The following is a 22,053-nucleotide window of genomic DNA, read 5'->3' as shown; positions in this document are numbered from 1 at the left end:
GCTATTTGGAGCGGAACAGAGCGCTAAGGGCGACTTCGCGGATGATGGAACGCATGGGGTAATCGGCGGGTTGAAGCTTTTTTAAGATGGCCTCGACATCGTCGCCGTCTGAGAACTCGATGGTGCGTCCTAGGCCGTACGCCAACAGGGACTCAACCATCTCGCGTGCTAAGGCGTCTTGCTGGTTGAGCAAGACCTGCTTCAGTTCGCTGACGTCAGCGAAGGCCTCGCCCGAAGGCAATGTCCCACTGGGATCAATTGCGACGTCCTGGCGTCCGACCGTTTCAGTGTCGCGCCAGCGGCCAATGGTGTCGAAGTTTTCCAGTCCAAAGCCGATTGCATCCATTTTGCGATGGCAAGAGGCGCAAACGGCGCGCTGTTGGTGAAGCTTGACCATCGCGCGATTGGACATCGGCTCACTTGATGCCGAGCTGAGTTCAGGGACGTTCGGCGGGGGAGGTGCTGGCGCGTCATGAAGCAATTTCTCCATGACCAAGGCACCGCGAATCACCGGTGAAGAACGTTCCCCGTTGGAACCCATGATTAGGAAAGCCGTCTGCGTCATCAGTCCACCGCGGGGTGAATCCTTGGGCAGAGCAACTCTCTGGAAAGCAGCTGATTTGTTGTTCGGTAGGTCCAGCCCATAGTGTGTCGCTAATGCGGAATTGATCATCAAGAAATCTGAGTCAATCAAGTTCGACACGGGAAGGTTCTCGTCTATCAACGCGCCAAAGAACTCAATCACTTCCTGTTTGGCATCGCGTTGCAGACCTTCATTGAAATGGATCAGTTTACGAGTGTCGATGGTGATGGCGTCGTAGCGGTCGAACTCAGCCCATTGACTGACGAAGCCTTCGCGAAATGAATTGGCGCGTGGATCGGCGAGCAGGCGATCGACTTGTGCTGAATAGACGTTTGGGTCGCCGAGGTCCGCGGCATAAAGTTCGTTGTCCGGTGGGCTGCTCCATAGATAGTAGGATAGCCGCGCGGCTAACTCGCGATTGGGCAGTTGTTCACCGGGGGTTGTGCTTGGATCGGATTCATGGTGATAAAGGAACGCCGGGGAGGCCATGACAATCGCCATGACTTCGACCATCGCATCCTTGGCGTTCATTCCCTCGGCAACATGCTGCTGGTAAATTTGATGCAGCCCGTCGATGTATTCGGGCTCAGGTTGGCGGTGCCGGAACGCTTCGAACGCAAACTTCTCAATCAGCTCATGAATCTTGTTGGGATTCCAAATGTACGGTGAAGGGCTTTTGCCGGTTTCTCCATCGGGATAAAGAATCGCTTCCCAGGCCGGTCGCCCAGCGGGATAGTAAGGCCCTTCAAGTTCAATCCAATCAATGAACACAGCAGCTCGGGGATCCCTTTGATCTCCGTTGCCTTGGAGCTTATTCAGGTAGCCACGCATCGAGTTGATGGTCGATTCGGGAACGTTCTCACGGATGTTGACGCCCAGATGGCTGCGTCCCATTTGTTGGTGGGCTCGCATCTCGACACTTTCGGGAGCCGCCGGCGTGCCGGAGAGTTCCAGGGTTCCGCGAATGGAATGACGGTCCCAGATGCGGACCACTCGCCGCAGTGGATCGACGTCACCATTGATGCCACCGTGAATCCGGACAATGTACTCCCCGCGAATGTCGGTGTGCATCGCGGCACTTGCCCACTTGGCAACATCGGAAATGTAGACACCTGAATCCACCAGCGGGTACTGCAGGTAGCGCCGTGGCAGTTCGGCTCGCGAGTCCCACTGGCGAAAGATGATTTCCATTTCGCCTTCATCTTTGAAGCCCATTTCTTTCCAGCTGGCACCGGTTTTCTTGAGCGCCATTTTGCGATCGAGATCGGCAAGCTTTTCACGCAATTGTTTGGTGCGGCGCGTCTCGGGTTCTGTACGCTCGGTTTTCACAGGCCGCTTGGCGCTGAGGTTGTAACGGAAAGATTCAACGGCAACTTTGCGGCCGAGTTCCAAGAAGGCTTCAAAGTTGGAGGACGAGAAGAACTGTTCTGAGCCGACCGTGTCAAAGGACGTGATTTCACCCACGTCGGGAATGTCATCTGGAGCCACTCCAAATCCAAAGAGGTGTTTGACGGTGTTGCTATATTCTCGCTTGTTTAGTCGCCGCAGTGTGACCTCGCCACCATGGTCGGTCAGTCGGCGACGAGCTTCCAGAACGGCTCCCGTCAAGGCATCGAGCGCATGGCTCAGTTCGTCGTTGCTCGGTTGCTTGGCATCGTCCGGCGGCATGTCTCCGCCATTGAGCTGGTCCAATACATCTTGCCAACGTTGCGCATGATCGTTGTTGGTGATTTGCCATTGCACGTTGTCCAAACGCACCTGGCCGTTCTGTTCTTGTGCACCATGGCAGCTGACGCAGTAGGTGTTTAGGAAAGGCGCTAGACTTTTTCGTGCATGCGGTAACGCGTGGTCAGCAGCCAATGCATCGAGTTGGCTGAACGCCGCGAGAAAGAATGTCACGGCAGGAAGCAGCATCTTCATGAGCGATCTCGATTGGCTAGGCAAGCAGTTCGGGGATGATGCCAGTGCTATGGCTAAATTGGTTCTGCTTGACGCCAGCTTGTTGCATCAAGGTCAGCCAATAGTTTGCAAGTGGAGTATCCGCCTTGGGAAGCATGATGTGCCTGCCGTGTGGAATCTGTTTTGCGCCACCTCCCGAAAGGATCGCCGGTACGTTTTTTAACTCGTGCCCCGATCGCAGATTGGTGCCATAGCTGACAATGCAATTGTCATACAAGCGGCTCCCGTCCATGTCGCGAGCTTCCTTCAAGCGGTCCAGGAAGTGCGCAAAGAGTGCTGAACACTTGCGGTCGCGCTGTTGGGACGCATCGATTCGCGGTTGCGAAAAACCATAATGGCTCAGGGAATGCGCTTTTAGGTTGATCCCCATGCCAGTCAGCAAAGAACCGACAGGTTGACGATAGGTGATCACGCGCGTCGCATCGGTTTGTAAGGCAATGATCATCATGTCATACATGAGGCGAATGGCCTGCTCACCTGTGATCCCTTCATCGGGAGCGTCCATGGTTGCCCTTGGCTTGGGCGTGTCAGCCCATTTGGCTTGACGTTCCAAGCCCGTTTCTACTTGACGGATGCCCGTGAAGTACTCGTCAAGTTTGTCGCGGTCATGTTTGCTAAGCGAATGCCGCATCCCGGTCCCATTCGTTCGGACCACGTCCAGGATGCTCTGCTTCTTTTTAAGGCGAGCATCAAGTGCTTCGCGAGAATCATTTGGGTTCGCAAAGATGGTGTAGAACAGATCAATCGGCTTTGAGATGCCAGGGATCGGATTGCCAGCAACGTCCCAAGCAAGAGAGAGACCAGGCCCATGGCCAGCATTTGAGCCACCGTCAGGCTCGTTTGCTGAAAGTGTCAGTGACGGGAAACGCGTGCCCTGTCCCAGTTGCTGGGCAATGACTTGATCGCAAGAGATTGAATTATGGAATCGCTTGCCTGGAGTGCCCGCGACATTTGCTCCCGTCAGGTAGGAAACACTTCCGCCATGTGGATTCGTCGCGCCGACATTCGTCAGGTTGGACACCATCGTGATGTCGTTCTGGTGTCGTTCAAGCGGTTTCAAGCCGTCCGTCAAGCCAATGTCAGCAAAGCGTCCGGCTTGGGTAGGATAAAAGGAGTCCTTGGTAAAGCCAAATCCACCGCCGAGAAAAATGGAACGCGTTGGCGGCTTGGAAACAGCCTTCTCGCCACTTGCCAGTGTTTCCAGGAATGGAATGGCAAGCACTCCTGAACCAGCGTGTAGGAAAGAACGTCGAGTCCGTCGGTCATTGAAAAACTGGTTCACGGTTGGACTGCTTGTGGTGGGTGTGGCAAGCTGCCAGAGGCGGGGGTGTTTCGCAACAAAGCTGAACATTGCGATTCAGCGAGTTTACTTGTCATGATTGAGAAAGTAAATCAAGTCGGCGTACGGTCACGCTGTTGTTGAACGATTCAGCGATCAGATCAGACACATTAATCGAGATATTTCGTCTACAGCCCCTCGGTTGCCGGCCAGAGTGACTGAATGTCACTGACGGGATGCTCCAGGTGTGTCCTGCAGTGTCCGATTGGCGGTGATCGCTGTGTGAGGGCTTAGGTGTGCTTTTCCAGTTCACGGTAGAGCCAGCACTTGGCGAACTGCCAATCGCTCTTGACGGTTCTGACTGAGATCGCCAGTTGCTCACTGATCTCCTCGTAGGTCAGGCCAGCAAAGAATCTGAATTCGACGACTTGTGCGGCCCGTGGATACCGGGTCTGCAGCAGCTCTAATGCGTCGTTCAGTTCGATAAGGTCCAGTGATCTCGTTTGCTCTGCAAAGACGCCAGTTGTTTGAGATTGGCCGGTTAATGGACCGCCTCTTTTAAGGCAATTGCGTCTTCGAGCATCGTCGACAAGCAGCCGGCGAATGATGATGGAACCCGCTGCCAACTTTGCGGACGCATCGTTTGGAGAGAGGTTCTTTTGAACCCGATTCCTCTCAATCAGCGTCCGTTGCAGACCATGATTGAGCATAGTCGCCAGCTCATCGACTATTGCCAGCGACCGTTGTTACTGGAGAACATTACTTCTCAATTGCGACTTCCCGAGGAGATTGCCGAGACTGATTTCATTAACCTGCTGTGCGACAAGTCGGGTGCTGGGCTGCTGCTCGATGTGACCAACCTCTTCATCAATAGCCGCAATCACCGTTTTGATCCGGTGCAGTGGTTGGAACAAATTGAGCCCGCCGTGATTCGACAGATTCATCTTGTTGGATACTCCTATAGCGATGGCGTTTGGCATGATCGCCACAATAGCATGATTCAAGAGGAGTTGTTTGATTTAGCGGAGACCGTGATCCGATACGCGCCTGTTGAAGCCGTGATTATTGAACGCGTTGGTTGCTTTCCAGAATTGCCAGCACTCGAGCAAGAACTTCAGCGATTGGAGGCGGTTTGTGAAACAGCGAGGTGCAGTTGAGGCCATTGGGTTGCTCTTGCGTGACCGTCGCTTGAGGGAGCGATTTGCCGCCGAACGCAAGATTGTTTTGGAAGAACTGAAAGTGGTGCCGGAAGAATGGAATTGTCTTTTGCATTTGTCACTGGAACAGCTAGGCAATCAGGCGGAGTCGTTGATTGAAAAGCGGCAAGGTGCAGTGGCTAAGTTGATTCCTGTAACGTGGCGACGATTGGGTTGTCGTGCCCAACAACAGTATCGAGACTATGTCGATAGCGCCGATTGGCCACCAACTCATCAACGACATTTGATCGACGCGGAGTGGTTTTACTGCTTCCTGGCAGAGCATCGTGTCGAAGCATATTCACGGGATGAGCATCATTGGGTGCGATTTTTATTGAGTCGCCGGCGGTTTTCGATTCAACTATTGCGTACGCCCGATCGGCAATCACATCAACGTTTCGTGTTGCAGTGTTGTTTTCGCGGTCGCCGTCTTCCCTTCAAGAAGACGATCTCGCTTTTCCGAGTCAAGTCTAGGTAGCTTGTTCTCATTGCTCTGTCCTCTGACTCTTCGCTTATGCACATGTCCCAGATTTCAACCAGTCGAATTCGTAGTTGGATCACGTTGGCGATGGTGCTGACTCTGGTTGTCGCTTTGGCGACGTGGTGGTTGAAGCGTGACACGGTGCCGCGAACCATTCACTTCGCAACTGGCATCGCTGGTGGCATGTATGATTTGCTTGGTTCCTCAATCGTTGATTCGCTGGCCAAGCGAACAGAGTCTTCGGTTGAAGTCAAGAATACAAACGGATCAAAAGAGAACTTCGATCGACTCGTCGGCGGAGAGTTTGACCTGGCGATCGTTCAAGGCGATCCCGATCGCATCGAAGAAATCAGCGTGATCACTCCCTTGTTTCGAGAGTACCTGTTTGTGGTCGCGCGCAAGGGGAGTGGCATTGAAACGGTCGGTCAATTGTCGGGCCGAAAACTCTGTATTGGCCCCAAGGGTTCTGGGAGTCGTGCAGCGGCCTTAAAGATGCTGGAGCATTTTTCCATTTCGGAATCGACCTTGGGGCCAGAAGCTGATTTAGAGTTTTCTGAGCTCATCAACGATCCCTCTTTGGAAGCGGCAATTGTTGTTGCTGGAATCGTGCACCCTGAACTGAGGGAGGTGCTGTTGACGAATCAGTTCGATCTGATTCCGATTCAAAGTGCTGCTGCGCTAGAGTTGGATATGCCGTTCATTCGACGAGTGGAAGTGCCGCGAGGGTTGTTTGCTGAGCAGCCTTCCGTTCCTCAGGAAGCTTGTCCAACCATTGCCACGACTGCCTATCTCGTGTGCCGGGAGAATGCGTCAACAGACCTGGTGGAAGCCGCATTGAAGGCGATTCACGAAGAGAATCTGCGTTTGAAAGTTCCAACGCTGGTGTCTCGCGCTGAAGCGGTTGGATTGACACCCACGCGGTTTCACCCTGCAGCACAGCGGTACTTTAATCCCGAAGATAACCTGGGAGAAATGGTGGGCGTCATGGAGTCGTTGGTGGCGACCAAGGAGTTGCTCTTCGCGCTCGGTGCCGGCATCTATCTACTGTGGCTTCGCTGGCGCCGGATGCAGGAAAAAGAGTTGCAGGAAATTGTCCAGCGACAAAAAGAGCATCTAGATAAACTGTTGACTGAGACATTGCGGATAGAGAAAAAGCAGGCGGAGACATCAAACCCCGAGGCTTTGAGGAACTATCTAAAGAGTGTGACGCGGATCAAGTTGCAGGCACTTCAGGAGTTCACCGAGGAAGAGCTGAGAGGCGATCAGGAGTTCGCGATCCTGATCGAGCAGTGTTCAAGCCTGATCAATCGGATTCAATTGAAGTTGCTCTCCATTCTCTTTGGCCAAGAATCTGCCTAGGAAGTTGGCCGCTTCTCGGTGGATAAAGCAGGCAAGCGATGGTTGTGATGTAGAGGCAGCGATGAGTTTGCAATCTGCACACTTTGCGTGATCGCTTTGTTTAGCCGAGACTCTTTGTGCAAACTTCGGTTGCCCGTGTTTTACGGTTCTGGTGAACGCTAAATTGTGGTTGCCAGGCGTTCTGCGCGATAGAATAGATGCCGCTTTTCTTATCAGGAGAACTCCGTGCCTATTCAAATTCAATGTACATCGGTGGTGATTCGCAACGATGCGCTTGAGCGCGTGATGTCTGATGGCGCATCAGCATTCGAGGAACTGGCTCCTAATGTGATGAGCTATGCTGATGAGATGCTATCGCAAGCGAGTTTCATGTCGCCCGTCGATGCCGAGCGGTTTGCGAAGTCTTTGGAGTTGCATGGATTGTCGCGACATGCTGAGCAAGCGGACTTTGTGATTGTTGATTCACATGATCGCAGTGTTCATCCTCCCTGTGACTGGCTAGTGCTGTTTGAGTATGAGCAACGCTTAATAGCCACAATGGAAGGGAACGACTCGCGGACGGTCATCGCACCACAGCGTAACGGTGCTTACGATCCTGATTCGATCAAGCATTATACGGCAGAAGAAATCGCTGAGCAGTTTGAGTTTGTTGAACGGAAGGGAGACATTGATACCTATCGGCATAAGGAAACCGGACAGTGTGTCTATCATGCACGCAGCACTGAAACTGCCGACGAGATCTTTCGCCGAGCGTTTGATGTGGTGTGGCAATATCGACGTGAGCCGGGGCGGCCTGCGCTGGACTCTGACGATGCTGAAAAACTCACTCAATCCATCTCCGATCTTCAATCGCTGAGTGCAAAGTATCCCGACTCTGCCAAGGCTCCGTTGGCCTTGGGGATGGCTTGGTTTGCAGTCGGGAAGATTGATCAGGCTAGAAAGCAACTGCAACGATCTGCGGAGATTGATCCGGAGGATACCATCGTCTTAAAAGAGCTTGGCAGTGTCTGTTTAGAGCAGCAAGATTTTCCCGCCGCCGTCAAGGTCGCTCAGCGAGCGGTCGCGATTTGCCCGGATGATTCTGATTTGCTCGGCAATTTGGCAGTCAGTCAATTGTTGGCAGTGCAAACCATCGATGCCACCGGCACGATCAGGTATGCGTTGAAGCTGAGTCCTGAAGATCCAGTCAATCAAAGCATCGCTCGAATCATTGATCAAGTTGTCGCGGGGAAGCGACCTCAACCGGCGACGCTGCAAGAGATGATGCAGCGGTCGCCGCAAAAGAAACCGTCGTTCTTCGCTCGGCTATTTAACCGAATCGTTTCGGTGTGACGTTGTCCTAATTGTCGGCCGGCTTAGATTCCACTTTGGGTGGATTGGGGGACAGGTGAGCGGTTGAGTGGACTGGCACGTTATTGCGACTGATTAACGCGCGGCCGGAGCCATCGCGACAGACCAGGACCATGTACCGCGTGCCATCCTTGCCAACGCAGATGCCAGCTCCGGCGTACTTGAAGTCGCTTTCCATTTCACAGGTTAGCCAGCCCCATACTGGTTTGGCTTCACCTGTGCCTTCGTGCCAGTGAAAGGGAGGTTTGGGGCCTTGGTGTCCATTTTGTAGGCCTCGCTCGGCGCGGTAGCGAGCTTTGGATTTGGCGAACTCAGTCATCTTGGCGTCTTCGATGAATGGTTTGAGTCCAGATTTTCGGCGCCACTCGTTGACCTCTGCCATGCCATCGCCGCTGGCAGTGGGGATTGCGGAAGTGATGGCAAACGCGCAAAACGCAACAAACAAAAATAGTCTCATGGGTTTCTCAAATTCGCGAAAGGCGGTGTTGAAAACGTGTCAGTCGGACCGCAAGGCAGTTGCAATTCCGGTTGTTGGAGGGTTTTGCAGTCAATGCCGCCGAAGCTGATTGCGGCATTTTGCGGAATTGCTCAGTAAAGGCAATTAGCGAAAGTTGCGATGCTGATGCCCCCAGGGGTCCTTTCGCGTGTGTGGGGCTCGCCAGCTTTGCTACATCCAATGGTGTTTGGACAAGATAGCATTCAATGCATAAAATCAAACCGAGCCACCAATTATCTGGTTTAATGAGTGCAATTTCATGATGGATGTCGGGGGGGGCTGGTCGGGCCTGGTAGCAAGTTGACATCAGAGGACGGAGTTGATGAGCTCGAGAAAAACATCCTGTCAATTTGATCCTGCTCGGTGACAGTTCCGTTTCAGGCTCGACTGCATCCTTGATAGCGTTGTGATTCGAATCGTGGCTAAAGTGAGAGTCTGGGTTTCAGGGATGGCTTGTTGTGATTGATCGAATTGCGATTTCTGGTTACCGCTCGATTCGTGAGTTAGTGTTGCGACTTGGGCAGTTGACTGTGGTGACCGGAGTGAACGGTGCTGGGAAGTCCAACTTGTATCGAGCGCTTCGACTGTTAGGAGATGCCGCGCGCGGTGACCTCGCCCAATCGTTGGCGATCGAGGGCGGATTCTCTTCCGTGCTGTGGGCTGGGCCAGAGCAGATCAGTCAAGCGATGCGAGACGGCAGTGTGCCGGTGCAAGGGACCTTGCGACGCAAGCCGATCAGTCTCAAGCTCGCGATCTGTGCCGATCCTTACAGCTATTGCCTGGATCTTGGTTTGCCAGTTCCTATGGGATCAATGTTTGATCGTGACCCTGAAGTGAAACGTGAGGGGATTTGGGTCGGTCCGGATTGGCAGGCTCGCGCGTTGTGCGTGGATCGACGTCGGGATTCACTACGTTGTCGCCGCGCCAATGGGAAGTGGCAGGAGATTGACTTGGCGCTCACGCGTAATGCCAGCGTGATGTCTCAGTTCGCAGATCCCTTTCATGCGCCCGAAGTCATTCTAATGCGTGAGCAGTTTTGCCAGTGGCGCTTCTATGATTCCTTTCGGTGTGATCAGCAGGCGCCGGCCCGAACGGTGTCTTCACAGACATTTACTCCCATCTTGTCAAATGATGGATCTGATCTCGCAGCTGCCATTCAGACGATTGTCGAAATCGGGGACGCAGAGGGGTTGCAGGGAGCCATTGACCAGGCCTTTCCGGGGGCGACCGTGCAGATTGTGCGTTCAGGGCATGGGCTTCAGTTAATGTTCAATCAGCCCGGCATGTTGCGGCAGTTAAGAGCGAGTGAGTTGTCCGATGGCATGTTGCGTTATCTGCTATTGATCGCTGCGCTTTTGTCACCGCGACCGCCAGCGTTGCTCGTGCTAAACGAGCCCGAGTCAAGTCTGCATCCTGATTTGATCAGGCCGTTGGCGCGAATGATTCAGCTCGCAGCAGCGTCCAGTCAAGTGATTGTTGTCAGTCACAACGATATGCTATTGAGCGAGTTGGTGAAGGATTCCGAAGAGTGCTGCGAAGTTCATTTGGTCAAGAAACTAGGGGAGACGTTGATTGAGAATGAGAATTTGCTAGATCGTTTTGGATTCAAGTGGCCAGCACGATAGGGTTGGACTCCCAGCGGCAGTCGAGATGGGGGTAATTGACTGAAGGGCTTGTTCCAATTGACTTAGGGGCCTGTTCCTAAATCTGCACGCTGTTTATGCCGGCGAAGAGTTTGGGGAATGAGTCAGTTGGTTTGTTAAGAAATTCACGCAAATCGATTTTAATCGTTCGAGCGACCATTGAAATTGCTAGATTCGATGGCTGAGCCTTGGCAGAGTGTCTTGCTCAGATTGGCACAGAGTGCTAGAGCATTTTCGTTCTGGCGTTTGATTGTGTTCGTAGCGGAGCTAGGGAGTTGGGCTGTGGGAAAGTCCGTCGGTCGGGGCTTGACGACCGGTCGATGGTTCTTATAAATCTTAGTTCTTTCAGGGTGTGAAGATCCGCCCTTTGATTAAACGCATGGTACTGGCAGGTACGCGTGGCTTGGTCCTGCTGCTTTTCCTTAGGAACCTTGCGTTTATGTGTCGTGACCCTCGTTCAGAGGTGCTCGATCCTCATCAGGTCGAAGCGGTGCACCTCTATAATCGGACCATTGATGGCCTTTATCTCCTAGGCAAAAATCCAGACACCGGCGAGGACTTTTCCTATCGCCAGGGTTGGCTGGTGGACAAAATGAACCAGCTGTTTGCACACCTGTGCATTGAACTGCTCAGCTATGGCGTGCTGTCGAATCACTATCACCTCAACGTTCGCACTCGGCCCGACATTGCTGCGTCTTTGACCGATCGCCAGGTGGCCGAGCGTTGGCTGAGTGCGTTGTCAGGTCAGCCGGACAAGGACGGGAATTTCAAGCAGCCCTCTGAGCAGGCTATCGAGATGTTGATGGCCAACAAGGAGAAGCTGGAGAAGTGCCGAACTGAGTTGAGTGATTGTTCGCACTTGATGAAGCAACTCAATCAGTACCTTGCTCAGCGGGCGAATTACGAAGACGGTCGACGTGGGAGTTTTTGGGCTGGGCGTTATGGATCGACTCGGTTGGTCGATGATGCGGCTTTGTTGGCGTGCACGGTCTACATCGACTTGAATCGGATTCGAGCGGGTCTTGATAAGCCATTTGACCAGCATAGCAGTGGGGCGTTGGGGCACCGGATCACAGAGGTCTTGCGAGCGCAGTACGAAGCGGATCAGGCTCAGGCGGAGGCGTTGGCTCGTCGGCACCGCTTTGATTTGCGAGAGAAGGGTGCGGATCGTTGCCGGGTGTTATCGAAGTTGGAGCTTGACGAGGCGCAAGATGCGGTAGGTTCGGCGCCGAGTCGATCGGGGAAGCGTTGTAGCGACAAGGGGTTCTTGCCGATCAGCTTTGAGCGTTACATGGAGTTATTGAAATGGACGCTGGGGATGCATGAGGACGGCGAGATTGAGCTTCCTGCGGCGCTCAGGTTTTCCAAGTTACCGGCGAAGGCTTGGTTATCGATGGCGAACCGATTTGGCGCGTTGTTTGGGAGTGTTGCCGGTTCGTTGGACTCGATGTCAGAGGAGCGGAAGCATGTGAGCGGAGATGCCTATTTCATCCGCAAGCAGGCTCGCGTGGTGTTGCAGATTTGATGAGTCGAGAGTTTCGGGGTTCGAGCCAGCCAGCGGTTAGCCTGGCACCACATTTTTGACGCGTTTTCGAAGCGTGCGGGCTCGATTTCTGCGCGATGTACAGTGAGATTGACGCAGAATTGCATTAACGCAGTCTTTTCAGGTTTGGTAAGCAGGTTGCGTGACGCCCTGAAGTCTGCCTAGTTTGCCAGCGCTGTGCATCGCCCTCAACCTCCGCTTTCTGAACAGGGACAGACCCTCTTCGCGCTTTCTGAACAGGGACAGACCCTATTGGGAGTTGGAGAGGAATGCGGCCACCTCTTTTTTGACGATCGGTCCGAGTAAGATCAGGCCGGTCAAGTTGGGGATCACAAGCAGAAAGACCATCGCATCAGAGAAATCAACAATGGCTTTCAGGCTGATCATGCATCCTACAACAACGGCGATACAGAACAAAAACTTGTAAAGATTCTCTCCCCATTTTGCTTTGCCGAACAGAAAGGTCCATGCCTTGAGCCCATAGTAGGACCAACCGATCAGCGTTGAAAACGCGAAGAGCACCGCGGCAATCGACACCAGAAACGGACTGAATGAGATCGTTTGCGCAAACGCCGCACTCGTGATCTCGATCCCCTCCAGTCCAGAGTCTAGCAAGTCGGGTGTTCGGTAGGTTCCCGTCACAATCACCATGCCAGTGATCGTACAGATGACGACGGTGTCAATAATCGGTTCCAGGACAGACACAATCCCTTCGCTGGCCGGATAATTGGTCTGAACCGCACTGTGGACGACCGATGCTGTCCCCAAACCAGCCTCGTTCGAAAAAACCGATCGCTTAATCCCCTGAACTGCGACTCCAATGATTCCACCCGCTGCCCCCTCAGGAGTGAACGCGCCGCTGATCACTGCTCCAATCGCATAGGGAATTGCCTCCGCATTCATGGCTATGACTAGTAAAGCAAGCGAAACATAGAGAACCGCCATCAGTGGCACAAGCTTCTCCGTCACTCGAGCAATGCTCTTGATGCCTCCGACGATGACTAGCCCCAACGCAATCGCTAACAATAGACCGAAGACGAATCCGTTCTCTGCAAGCCAGCCATCTTTCCCCCCAGCAATCTGCACGACCTGCTCGTAGGCTTGGTTCGATTGAAACATGTTTCCAATCCCCAACGCCGCAATCAGAATGCAACTCGCATAGAGATAGGCTAGGACTTTTCCCGTACGACCTAACCCAATCGACTTCAGTCCATCCCTGAGGTAATACATGGGACCACCGGAGATCGATCCGTCTTCGTGTTGTACCCGAAATTTAACGCCGAGAGTACATTCCATCATCTTGGACGAGGCACCTAGGAAGCCTGCTAAAATCATCCAGAAAATAGCGCCGGGGCCACCAATTCCAATGGCGACTGCCACGTTCGCAATGTTGCCGATGCCCACCGTTCCCGCAATCGCAGTGGTCAACGCTTGGAAGTGCGTCACCTCTCCAACAGTATGCTCAATCTTCTCTCGACCACTTACAATCCGAACGGCGCGTCGAAGCAGAAAAATACCCGGCGCTTTCAAGTAGATCGTAAATCCAAAGCTCGCCAGAAAAAGAAACAAGACGACAACAGGCACGCCCGTCCCGCCAATGTCGATTTCCCAAAGAACCAACCCATTGACGGCGGTTGCAATCTGTTCTGCTTGCTCTTGAAAGGCACTGATTTCAGTTGAGTCCGAGGTTGTCGCCAAAATATGGCTCCCGAGTAAAGCGTAGTGAAGTCTCTATAACCTACGCGAATCGAGAGCCTGAACAAGGTGAACTAGGCGACTCTTTCCATGTTCCCGCATGAAATGCACCAAAGCGATCATTCAGGCTGCCACTTCATGCAAGCAGAAACGAAGCGAACAGCCATCACCCTTCGCAACGTCAGTGCAAGTTGCGTTTGCCTCGTTCTCTCACCACAGTCTGCAATTGAATGCCTAACCCAGCAATGCCAGGATCGATTGCGTCGTTTGTGTGGCACTCGATAGCACCCGCGTTCCAGTCTGTACCAAAATTTGGTTGCTGGTGAAGCGGGCAATCTCCTCAGCGAAGTCTGTCTCGCGAACAATCGATTCCGCCGCGACGGTGTTCTCTAAGGTTGACCGCATGCTTGAAGTCAGTGACTCCAGCGTGTTGGATTGGAACGCCCCTAACGAGCCACGTGAGGTCGAGATTTCGTTTATCGCTGCATCAATGACTTCGAGTGCATCCTGCGCATTGTTGTATGAAGTCACGCTGATCTCAGCTAAACTGTTAAACACATTTCCCGACTGGGCAGTGCCCAAGGAATCTGAACTGGCGTTGTTGATTGCGATGTTCGTCGCCTGATTGCGATTGGGCCCAATTTGGAATTGTAGTCCATCGTTTTGGACATTGGCATTCCCTTGTGCTCCTGTCACGGTTTGTGTCATCGTGGTCACTGAAGTGGTGTCCTCGCCGATCCGTACCATCGTGCCTTTGGAAGCGCCTTCGGTGCTGGTGAGAACATTGCCCTGGCCGGTCGCTGCTAAGCTGTTGATCGTCCCAGCGATGTTGACGCCGCTGGTTGTGGTGAGAGTGGTTCCAAATCCAGAACTTGTTGTTGCACTGGCTGTGTCTGAAACAACCGTGATCTCCGCATCACCTCCAAAGGCGGTCGTGCGAAGCCGGATTCCAGGTACTTCCTCCGCAAATACTCCTGTTTGATCCGTGAATTCATTGATGCGTGTCACAACAGCGGCTTTCGTGCTGCCGGCGTTGATCGTGATGTTGACACCATTGATCGTGAGGACTTCATCTGCCGCTGTGGTGGTCGTCGTGGCTCCCGCGGTGACAGCAGCACGCTGAGCCACCGTGGTCACGTTGACGGCATAGCTACCAGTGCTAGTGTTGTTTGTGCCTTTGATAAACGTCACATCGGCATCCGATGCGCTGCCGCTTACCCCTGCTGATCCGTCCAGTAAATTTTTGGTTCCAAACTGTGTGTCTCGAGAAATGCGATCAATCGTGTCCAAGGCGTTGCTGATCTCAGCCTGATTGGCCGCTAAGGCATTTGCATCGCTCGCACCCGTGTTGGACGACTCTAACGCAAGTGAACGCATCTTGATCAAGATGCTACTGATCTCTGATAACGCCCCTTCCGCAGTTTGGATAACAGAGGATGCTTTTTCTGAATTCTCAATCGCCGTCTGTAAGCCGGTGATTTGGGCACGTTGCTTTTCTGAAATCACCAACGCAGCTGGCCCATCTGCTCCGCGGTTGATCTTAAAGCCCGTCGAAAGTCGCTCAATCGACTTGTTGAGCATATCGGTTGACCGGTTCAAGTTGTTTTGCGCATTCAAAGCGCTCACGTTGCTGGCAATTGTCAATCCCATCTTTACTGCACTCCCAATAGGTGCGCGACATGGCACGAGGTACTAATGTGGTAACAGCGAACGCTAGGTCGTGTTTATCACGTTGGATGCAAAAAGGCCAACAGATCAGAGTCCCGTGAGCGGATGATGACCAACATGAAAAGGTTTTAGTTCGGTATCTGTTTGAGCATTGCTTCGCGATTCATCGAGTGAACCGAAAAGCTAGTTACGAACATGTCAGTCTCAATGCGCAAGTCAATTTTGTTGCCTCGGAAACATCCACTCCATGCGTTGCTTCAACGTCAATGTTGTCTTGCCTCGCAGAGTAAAGCCTTTCATGCGTCTGCAGGTTCAATGCCAGCGAGCTCTCTGCAGGTGAAGCCAATGCCCAGCGAGTGTGCCAAAGGTGCCCTCCCCAGCACACCTGGCTACCTGTCCCATTAGATCAGTCCGCCGCTTCTAACTCATCGCTCCACAGCAGGGGGGGGTAACAAGTCCTCCGGAGCATCGCAAAGAGTGTTTCCAACGTTTTCTGTCAATTCGCTTGAACGAGTTTGCAAATCCTGCTATCCTATTGATAGTGATTCTCATTAGCGGAATCTGTTGGGTGGCTCTGTTGCCCCTTGTAGGTTCGCTGGTCCCGACCCACGCACGCTTGCGACTGATGGCTGCAAAACACTTCAAAAAGCCGATGCAGACAGATTCAAGACCGAGTCAGTTAGGTCCTGGCAGCGGGGCGTCAAGCTCTGCCGCGGATGCTAGTTCTGCGCGTGTGGTCAATCGAACCGCCAGTCATGAGACTCCCCGAGTGATCCGCTGGGATGACTTAGCCGAAGGGAATCGCACGGTTCGGATTGAATTGAATGAACTCCAGTACCAGTTGCGGCTTACCAAAGCTGGCAAACTGATTTTGACAAAGTAACCCCTTTCCATTTCGCGCAGCCAGCCATCGGCACAACTCTCGTTGATGCCTCAGCCAGCCACGCCTGTACCAGTGACCTTCAAAGGTCCTGAGACGTGTTTGCAAACTGAGGTCTATCCATGGCTAGAACTAGAACGAAAAATAAAACTGTCCGTGCGCGCACCGCAGGCTTCACATTGGTGGAACTGCTAGTGGTGATCGCGATCATCGGAATTCTCGTGGGGCTGTTACTGCCCGCGGTCCAAGCGGCTCGCGAAGCAGCGCGCAGAACAAGCTGCACCAACAATCACAAGCAGTGTGCATTGGCGCTGCAAAACTATCATTCGACGTTCAAACGCTTTCCCGGAATCGGCGCCCGCTCTGAAAGTGCATTCTCGGTGCTGGCGCAGATCTTGCCCTATGCCGAACACACGCAGCTAAGCGATTTAATTGACTTTGAAAGCCCGATCTATACCGGTGGATACACGGGCCGATCGATTCATCGAAACAACCTTGAGGCTGCCGGCACCGAAGTGTCGATGTTCCGTTGCCCCTCTGACCCTGCAGATGCTCGCTTCAGTGCCTTTGATTGTGATGGAGATGCCGGACAATCTTACAGCGGCACGAATATCATGGCCTGCACCGGTTCGGGCCGCGATCATTCGTGGGATCTGCGAAGTCGAACCGACGGCCTGTTTTATTACGGCTCACGATCCCGTTTTCGTGATATCCTAGACGGGACCAGCCAAACGATTGTGTTTGCCGAATCGCTGATGGGCAACGGAATCTCTGGCGGTTCGCGTCCGGTTCATAAATACGAGTCAGTGGCGTGGGTTGGGCACAGCACGGTGACCAACCCGAACGTCGAAGCGATGTCCCAGGGGCCGGTTTGGGGATGGTATGGTTATCGAGGGTACGCATGGATCTCAGGAAAGCCCTATGCAAGCACCTTTAATACCTACATGCCACCAAACCCCAATTACCCAGACGTCAGTCAGTTGACATTCGGATGGTTTGCGGCACGAAGCCATCACCCGGGTGGAGTCACGACGGCTCTGGCCGACGGTAGCGTTCGCTTTGTCAACGACTCGGTTGACTTGCAGGTTTGGCGGAACGCAGGTTCCATTGCTGATCGCGAAGTCCTGCAGGGTGAGCTCTGAAGATCATCAATACACGTTTGTTTCTGATGTCAGTGCCACCAGGCACTGGCATCTCCCTTCCCCATTCGTTTCCATCTTGCGGCACCAGCTAGAATAGCGAAACGTCTCTCGTTGGTCATCAACCATGAAAGCCTTACTGTGGAGCAACTCCATGCCACGATTCCCTTTTCGAGCTGCAACGCTGTTGGCAGCCCTCTCTGTTTCCACGTTCTGTCACGCTCATTTTCCCTGGTTGGCTGTTGACCAGGAAGGCAAAGCTATCTTGGTGTTTGGAGAAACTCCAGCGGCCAGGACTTACAAGCTTCCGCCGACGATCAAACAAGCGAAGCTGATGGATGTGAGCGATCCGAAGCCAAGTAACATCAAAGCAGATGTGGTTGAAACGGAGGACTTCATCGGGCTTGTCTCCGCCGACAAGCCTCGCCCTGATCGCTCGGTCGCCTGCCAAGTGACGTACGGGATTTATCACGGATCGCGTTTGGATTACTTTGCACAGCATGTTGGCCAGCTCTCTGAAAGCTCCGATGTCGAAGCCTCGCTACCCGAGCAGTTCGAGTTGCAGGTTCGCTTGGTTGATACAGCCTCAGGCGTGGACGCCTATGTCACGTCTGCTGGCAAACCGCTGGCGGACGCTGAGGTCAAGTTGTTTTGTGAAGAAGGCCATGAAGAGGCTGATGCGAAAACCGACTCACAAGGCAAGGTGTCCTTCACCGACAAAGAAGTCGAGTCGGGCCTGAATGGCATCATGGTTGGCACGACCAGCGAGAGTGAATCTGGCACGTTGGACGGTCAAGAGTACAAAGCGGTTTCACGTTACCTGACGGCAACCTTTTACGATCCACAGGATGACGCGCGAACGGTGATCGTCACGCCTCATCAAGACCAGCCGGAGTCGAAGGGAAAAGTCACTGTAAGCTCCGAGAGGTATCCCTCGATTCCGCAAGCCGTCACAAGCTTTGGTGCTGCGATCGCGGGCGACAAATTGTATCTGTATGGTGGGCACACCGGACGAGCTCATCAGTACTACATGGAGGCCCAGGCGAATACGCTTTGGCAGCTTGACCTAAAGCAGCCCAGCGGCTGGAAGACGCTTGGCAATGGCCCTCGCCTGCAAGGCCTTGCCATGGTTTCGGATGGCAAAAAACTGTATCGCATCGGCGGTTTCACTGCGAAAAACAAAGAAGGCGAAGACAAAAACTTGCATTCGCAAGCCGCTGTCGCAGCCTACGATCCGGCAACTGGGAAGTGGGCCGACTTGCCAGCTCTGCCAGAGCCGCGTTCGTCGTTTGATGCCGTGGTGGCGAATCACGCGATTTACGTTATCGGTGGCTGGGCGATGACCGGCGAAGAGACCGACTGGCACGAAACGGCGTATAAGCTTGATCTTGGCCAGCAGCCCTTAAAATGGGACGCACTGCCTGAGCCTGGCTTTCAGCGAAGAGCTTTGTCGGTCGCTGCTTTGGACGGGAAAGTCTATGCAATTGGCGGCATGCAGCGCGTCGGTGGTCCATCGACACGCGTCGACGTCTTTGATACCAAGACGCAAAAGTGGTCGCGTGGTCCAGACATGCCTGGTGAAGGCATGGAAGGCTTTGGCAGTTCAGCGTTTTCTGTTGATGGGCGATTGTATGTGACGACCTTCACCGGCACCCTATTGCGACTTTCCGAAGACGGCAAGTCGTGGGACGACCTGCACTTGTTGGAACGCGATCGGTTCTTTCACCGCATGTTGCCACTCGCTGGAAACAAGCTGCTAACCGTTGGTGGAGCCAACATGTCGTCCGGAAAGTTTGCAGAGCTGGATATCATCCATCTGCCCTAGAGATGCAGTTGACTGGCAGTCGCGTTTAAGCAATCAACGCCCGAGGCCAATGGTCTTGGGCGTTGTTTATTTGGCAAGTTCTGCCATTTCGATCGCGATCGCTTTGAAGCTCTTGGGCCATTCAGTCATGGTCACGCTTTTAGCGTTTTTGATCTCAGGGGGCGTGATACCAGGAATCAATGAAGCCGCGGGTTGGGCGTAGAGGAATGCGATCGTCTCTGCGCCATAGGTTCCCGGCAGGCTGTCGGCCATGATCTCAAGTTCGGCCGCGTACTCGCTGGGTTGATAGCCGAGATTGTTTTCAGAGGGGACCCAGATCACGCCGGCAACAGCCATGGGGGTCATGGGGCTTACGCACCAGTTGTAGGCATAGGTCGGAATCGTATCTGAAGGAACATTGCTGTTCTTGCCGGCTTCTGGAAACGCAGGGGCAGACAGGGGAGCGGCAGACGAAAGGTTGAATCCTTGCTCGTTCGCCTTGGCAATTGAATCGACAAATTGATTGACTTCGCCAAGGTGTTTTTCGACAGCTCGTTTGGCAATGTCGGTGCTTGGATACTGCATGAACAGTTCGTTCAAGCGATCTTTGAATTCTGGTCGTTTGACATCTTTGACGCCTTGGAATGACGTCCAGGAGAGCGGCGACGCCAGTTGTTTCGCTCGGCCGCCCTGCCCTGAGGACATGGTGAGAAAGCCTTGCGGGATCGTGTCGCGACCGAGTGTCTTGGCAAAGTGATAAGCAAACATCGTGACGCCTCGATCACCTTCCCAGTTGTCAGTCCCCATCCATGAGGAGCGGTATTTACCGCCACCGGTTTCAAACTTTCGCTTGCGTGGCGTTGGGAAGGTGCTGGCAGCCGTCTTGCGGCGGAACTCACGCACCAAAGGCAGTGGTGCTGGCGGTTCCGCATTCTTATCTCTGGCGTTGTAGGCCATTTCACGGTTCAGTTGAGTCGATCCAGTGAGGTACCAGACATCGCCGACCAGCAGGTCCTTGACGGAATGCTGATGCCCATGGCTGGAGTGAACGACCAGCGAGATCGGCTTTGTCGACGCGGCCAGCGGCGGGAACTGCACGGACCATTGCTGTCGTTCATTGGCAACGACCGTTTTGGTGACGTCGCCAAGTTTGACGGTGACTTCGACTCCTTCATTGGCGTGTCCCCAAATCGGAATCGGCTGATCCCGCTGGATGATGGCTCCATCGCGAAAGTACTCGACCACTTGCAAAATGGGATAGTCTGGATCGGTGTAGCGGGCGTACTTGGCTTTCAGTGCCGCTACCTTCTCCAGGTCGTCTTCTTCGAAAATGAACCGGTGGTTGATCATCGCGAAGGGAGTCGCTGGCAAACCGGCTTTGTTGTACAGATTGCTGTTTTCGGGCACTGCTGAATAAGCGTACTGAACGCCAATTGGCTGCGGGACAGCCTCGCTGGTGACGATCACTTGATCGCCGTCGATCAGTGCATCGGCCGCGTGCCAGGCTCGGTCTTCACCGCAAAGACGAAAGTGATTAAGTTTTGCGTTTGGCGTCGGTTGGGCGGGTTCAACATACAGGCCTTCTTCGCGATAGTCTTTGGCCATGCCTTTATTGCCGACCATCAATCCTCCAAACAGGCTTTCGGCTTCAAACGAGACAATGACACGGTTTCCTTTGACTTCGTAATCAGAATAGATTGGGCCCGTGTAAGGAATCTCTTTGCCGTATTGTTTCGCCAGAGCCCAGCGAGCCATCCGGATTCCGGGATGCAATTTGTTGAAGTAATGGATGCCTTGCGGGCGTGCCGAATTCAGATCCGATTGCACCACCATGCCAACGTTTTCCCGATTGTTCAAAAAGAACAGATGTTGGGCTTGTCGGATATCGGCAAACCCCACTGAATTCGGATCGGGTGCACCGTAGCATTGCATCTGGGTGAAGTAGAACGGCATCTCGGGCATGTTCCATGCTTCACGCCAGCCATTGACCAGAGCTTCCATGCGAGCAGCGTAAATGCTGCCGTCGCCAGAGTTGCTGGTGCCTTGGCACCAAATGGCTCCACGGATCGCATAGGGGATCACGGGGTTGATTTTGCCGTTGAAAAACTGTGACGGACCTCGCCACATGCCAGAAATCCCTGGCAACGCAGGACGCGTGGGCAGTCTGCCTCCTGCCTCCGCAGCGCGTCCGGCGACGATCTGCCAATGACGCAAGTCTTGTTCGTACTGTGTAAACGCTCGCCTGCCTTGCTCTGTCGTTGGGTCGGCGTCACGGATCAAGTCTTTGTCGCCCGAAAGCTTGGGATGCGATTCGATGGATTGACGCTGGGTGAAGGCTTCGACGCGCGTGTTGCTATGAGCGCTCAGCAGAATCCCAATCGGCACATCCAGTTCTTGATACAGCTGGTAAGCAAACGAGAGCGACAGTGCCGAAAAGCCACTGGCGTCTTTGTGTGTTTTCCAGCCGGATTCGGAGGTCGCTTGTTTCTGCGGGTACAGCGCCGAGACAGTGTCGATGCTGATTTCCCGAATCGGGATGTCTTCTGGCGAGGATGAGATTTCCTGAGCCAGTTCGCGGCACATGCTGCTGCCGGCGGTCCAAACCATGTTGGACTGACCAGACGAAAACCAGACTTCACCGACCAGGACACGTTGCAGTTCAAGCGACTCTTGTTGATCGCTTGTGACCTTCAGAGTCCGCTCAGTCTGAGATGCTTGCAGCGGATCAAGGTTGATCATCCACTCGCCGGCGGCGTCTGCCTTGGTTGCTTTCTCTTGCTCGGCAAACGTTACCGTGATGATTGATCCAGGATTTGCAAAGCCCCACACCGGGACAGGTCCGCCCCGCTGTAGAATCATGTTGTTGGTAAACGGGGCCGCAACCTGTAGCGTCGGTTGCTGGCCCAGTGCCAACGTGGTGATGAAGCAACAGAGAGCAAACGCAAAGGAGCGTGCAGAGGCTAGCCGAGGCATCTTCG

Annotated in this window: 16 protein-coding genes; 9 read left to right on the top strand and 7 right to left on the bottom strand. The window is 53.6% G+C overall.

What is annotated here, in order from left to right:
• Window position 1 precedes the first annotated feature (1 nt).
• From SV7mr_RS22560 to SV7mr_RS22550, 3 genes are all read right to left on the bottom strand, one after another.
• The gene (locus SV7mr_RS22560; protein WP_145276951.1) at window positions 2–2,503 is read right to left on the bottom strand and encodes a DUF1588 domain-containing protein; all 2,502 of its coding nucleotides are present in this window, start codon (window positions 2,501–2,503) and stop codon (window positions 2–4) included.
• Between the two features lie 16 nt (window positions 2,504–2,519).
• The gene (locus tag SV7mr_RS22555) at window positions 2,520–3,824 is read right to left on the bottom strand and encodes a DUF1552 domain-containing protein (RefSeq protein ID WP_419187787.1); all 1,305 of its coding nucleotides are present in this window, start codon (window positions 3,822–3,824) and stop codon (window positions 2,520–2,522) included.
• A 287-nt stretch (window positions 3,825–4,111) separates the two neighbouring features.
• The gene (locus SV7mr_RS22550; protein WP_419187786.1) at window positions 4,112–4,447 is read right to left on the bottom strand and encodes an ECF-type sigma factor; all 336 of its coding nucleotides are present in this window, start codon (window positions 4,445–4,447) and stop codon (window positions 4,112–4,114) included.
• 33 nt (window positions 4,448–4,480) lie between these two features.
• Here SV7mr_RS22550 and SV7mr_RS22545 point away from each other — a divergent pair, with 33 nt between their 5' ends.
• The 4 genes from SV7mr_RS22545 to SV7mr_RS22530 all read left to right on the top strand — a co-directional run bounded on the left by SV7mr_RS22545 (window position 4,481) and on the right by SV7mr_RS22530 (window position 8,189).
• Complete coding sequence (locus SV7mr_RS22545; protein WP_419187785.1) at window positions 4,481–4,978, top strand: multinuclear nonheme iron-dependent oxidase; 498 nt, start codon at window positions 4,481–4,483, stop codon at window positions 4,976–4,978.
• Window positions 4,956–5,495 carry a hypothetical protein gene (locus tag SV7mr_RS22540; RefSeq protein WP_145276943.1) on the top strand — a complete coding sequence of 180 codons (540 nt, stop codon included), beginning with the start codon at window positions 4,956–4,958 and terminating at the stop codon, window positions 5,493–5,495. Before SV7mr_RS22545 ends, SV7mr_RS22540 begins: the two co-directional genes overlap by 23 nt.
• 42 nt (window positions 5,496–5,537) lie before the next feature.
• Window positions 5,538–6,857, top strand: coding sequence for a TAXI family TRAP transporter solute-binding subunit (locus SV7mr_RS22535; protein WP_419187784.1), 1,320 nt, complete (start codon window positions 5,538–5,540; stop codon window positions 6,855–6,857).
• 225 nt (window positions 6,858–7,082) lie between these two features.
• Complete coding sequence (locus tag SV7mr_RS22530) at window positions 7,083–8,189, top strand: tetratricopeptide repeat protein (RefSeq protein WP_145276939.1); 1,107 nt, start codon at window positions 7,083–7,085, stop codon at window positions 8,187–8,189.
• Window positions 8,190–8,196: 7 nt separating this feature from the next.
• On the opposite strand, the gene SV7mr_RS22525 is transcribed toward SV7mr_RS22530, so the two are convergent.
• A complete protein-coding gene (locus tag SV7mr_RS22525; RefSeq protein WP_145276937.1) occupies window positions 8,197–8,664 on the bottom strand; it encodes a CAP domain-containing protein in 468 nt (155 codons plus the stop codon).
• Window positions 8,665–9,161: 497 nt separating this feature from the next.
• Between SV7mr_RS22525 and SV7mr_RS22520 the strand changes: the two genes are divergently transcribed.
• Together SV7mr_RS22520 and SV7mr_RS22515 are read left to right on the top strand one after the other, a co-directional pair.
• Window positions 9,162–10,328, top strand: a complete 1,167-nt coding sequence (locus SV7mr_RS22520; protein WP_145276935.1) for an AAA family ATPase — start codon at window positions 9,162–9,164, stop codon at window positions 10,326–10,328.
• A gap of 457 nt (window positions 10,329–10,785) precedes the next feature.
• Entirely contained in the window at window positions 10,786–11,871 is a 1,086-nt protein-coding gene (locus SV7mr_RS22515) for a transposase (RefSeq protein ID WP_419187756.1), read from the top strand.
• 267 nt (window positions 11,872–12,138) lie between these two features.
• On the opposite strand, the gene SV7mr_RS22510 is transcribed toward SV7mr_RS22515, so the two are convergent.
• Together SV7mr_RS22510 and SV7mr_RS22505 are read right to left on the bottom strand one after the other, a co-directional pair.
• Window positions 12,139–13,587, bottom strand: a complete 1,449-nt coding sequence (locus SV7mr_RS22510) for an alanine/glycine:cation symporter family protein (protein WP_419187783.1) — start codon at window positions 13,585–13,587, stop codon at window positions 12,139–12,141.
• A 231-nt stretch (window positions 13,588–13,818) separates the two neighbouring features.
• Window positions 13,819–15,234, bottom strand: a complete 1,416-nt coding sequence (locus tag SV7mr_RS22505; protein WP_145276931.1) for a flagellin N-terminal helical domain-containing protein — start codon at window positions 15,232–15,234, stop codon at window positions 13,819–13,821.
• A 670-nt stretch (window positions 15,235–15,904) separates the two neighbouring features.
• Between SV7mr_RS22505 and hemP the strand changes: the two genes are divergently transcribed.
• The 3 genes from hemP (at window position 15,905) to SV7mr_RS22490 (ending at window position 19,096) form a co-directional block, all read left to right on the top strand.
• The gene (gene hemP, locus SV7mr_RS22500; RefSeq protein WP_419187782.1) at window positions 15,905–16,135 is read left to right on the top strand and encodes a hemin uptake protein HemP; all 231 of its coding nucleotides are present in this window, start codon (window positions 15,905–15,907) and stop codon (window positions 16,133–16,135) included.
• Window positions 16,136–16,254: 119 nt separating this feature from the next.
• Window positions 16,255–17,274 carry a DUF1559 domain-containing protein gene (locus SV7mr_RS22495; RefSeq protein WP_145276927.1) on the top strand — a complete coding sequence of 340 codons (1,020 nt, stop codon included), beginning with the start codon at window positions 16,255–16,257 and terminating at the stop codon, window positions 17,272–17,274.
• A gap of 151 nt (window positions 17,275–17,425) precedes the next feature.
• Entirely contained in the window at window positions 17,426–19,096 is a 1,671-nt protein-coding gene (locus tag SV7mr_RS22490; RefSeq protein ID WP_419187781.1) for a Kelch repeat-containing protein, read from the top strand.
• Between the two features lie 66 nt (window positions 19,097–19,162).
• Here the strand turns inward: SV7mr_RS22490 and SV7mr_RS22485 are convergent, their stop codons facing one another.
• A complete protein-coding gene (locus SV7mr_RS22485) occupies window positions 19,163–22,048 on the bottom strand; it encodes a sialate O-acetylesterase family protein (RefSeq protein ID WP_145276923.1) in 2,886 nt (961 codons plus the stop codon).
• Window positions 22,049–22,053: the final 5 nt, after the last annotated feature.

The sequence above is a fragment of the Stieleria bergensis genome, from assembly GCA_007745635.1.
Classification (GTDB): domain Bacteria; phylum Planctomycetota; class Planctomycetia; order Pirellulales; family Pirellulaceae; genus Stieleria; species Stieleria bergensis.
This window is presented reverse-complemented; position numbering and strand designations above follow the sequence as displayed.

Excerpts from the sequence above, each read along its gene's own strand:
- SV7mr_RS22560 (WP_145276951.1), bottom strand. The coding sequence starts at position 2,503 with ATGAAGATGCTGCTTCCTGCCGTGACATTCTTTCTCGCGGCGTTCAGC.
- SV7mr_RS22535 (WP_419187784.1), top strand. The coding sequence starts at position 5,538 with ATGTCCCAGATTTCAACCAGTCGAATTCGTAGTTGGATCACGTTGGCG.
- SV7mr_RS22525 (WP_145276937.1), bottom strand. The coding sequence starts at position 8,664 with ATGAGACTATTTTTGTTTGTTGCGTTTTGCGCGTTTGCCATCACTTCC.
- SV7mr_RS22515 (WP_419187756.1), top strand. The coding sequence starts at position 10,786 with ATGTGTCGTGACCCTCGTTCAGAGGTGCTCGATCCTCATCAGGTCGAA.
- SV7mr_RS22505 (WP_145276931.1), bottom strand. The coding sequence starts at position 15,234 with ATGGGATTGACAATTGCCAGCAACGTGAGCGCTTTGAATGCGCAAAAC.
- hemP (WP_419187782.1), top strand. The coding sequence starts at position 15,905 with ATGCAGACAGATTCAAGACCGAGTCAGTTAGGTCCTGGCAGCGGGGCG.
- SV7mr_RS22495 (WP_145276927.1), top strand. The coding sequence starts at position 16,255 with ATGGCTAGAACTAGAACGAAAAATAAAACTGTCCGTGCGCGCACCGCA.
- SV7mr_RS22490 (WP_419187781.1), top strand. The coding sequence starts at position 17,426 with ATGCCACGATTCCCTTTTCGAGCTGCAACGCTGTTGGCAGCCCTCTCT.
- SV7mr_RS22485 (WP_145276923.1), bottom strand. The coding sequence starts at position 22,048 with ATGCCTCGGCTAGCCTCTGCACGCTCCTTTGCGTTTGCTCTCTGTTGC.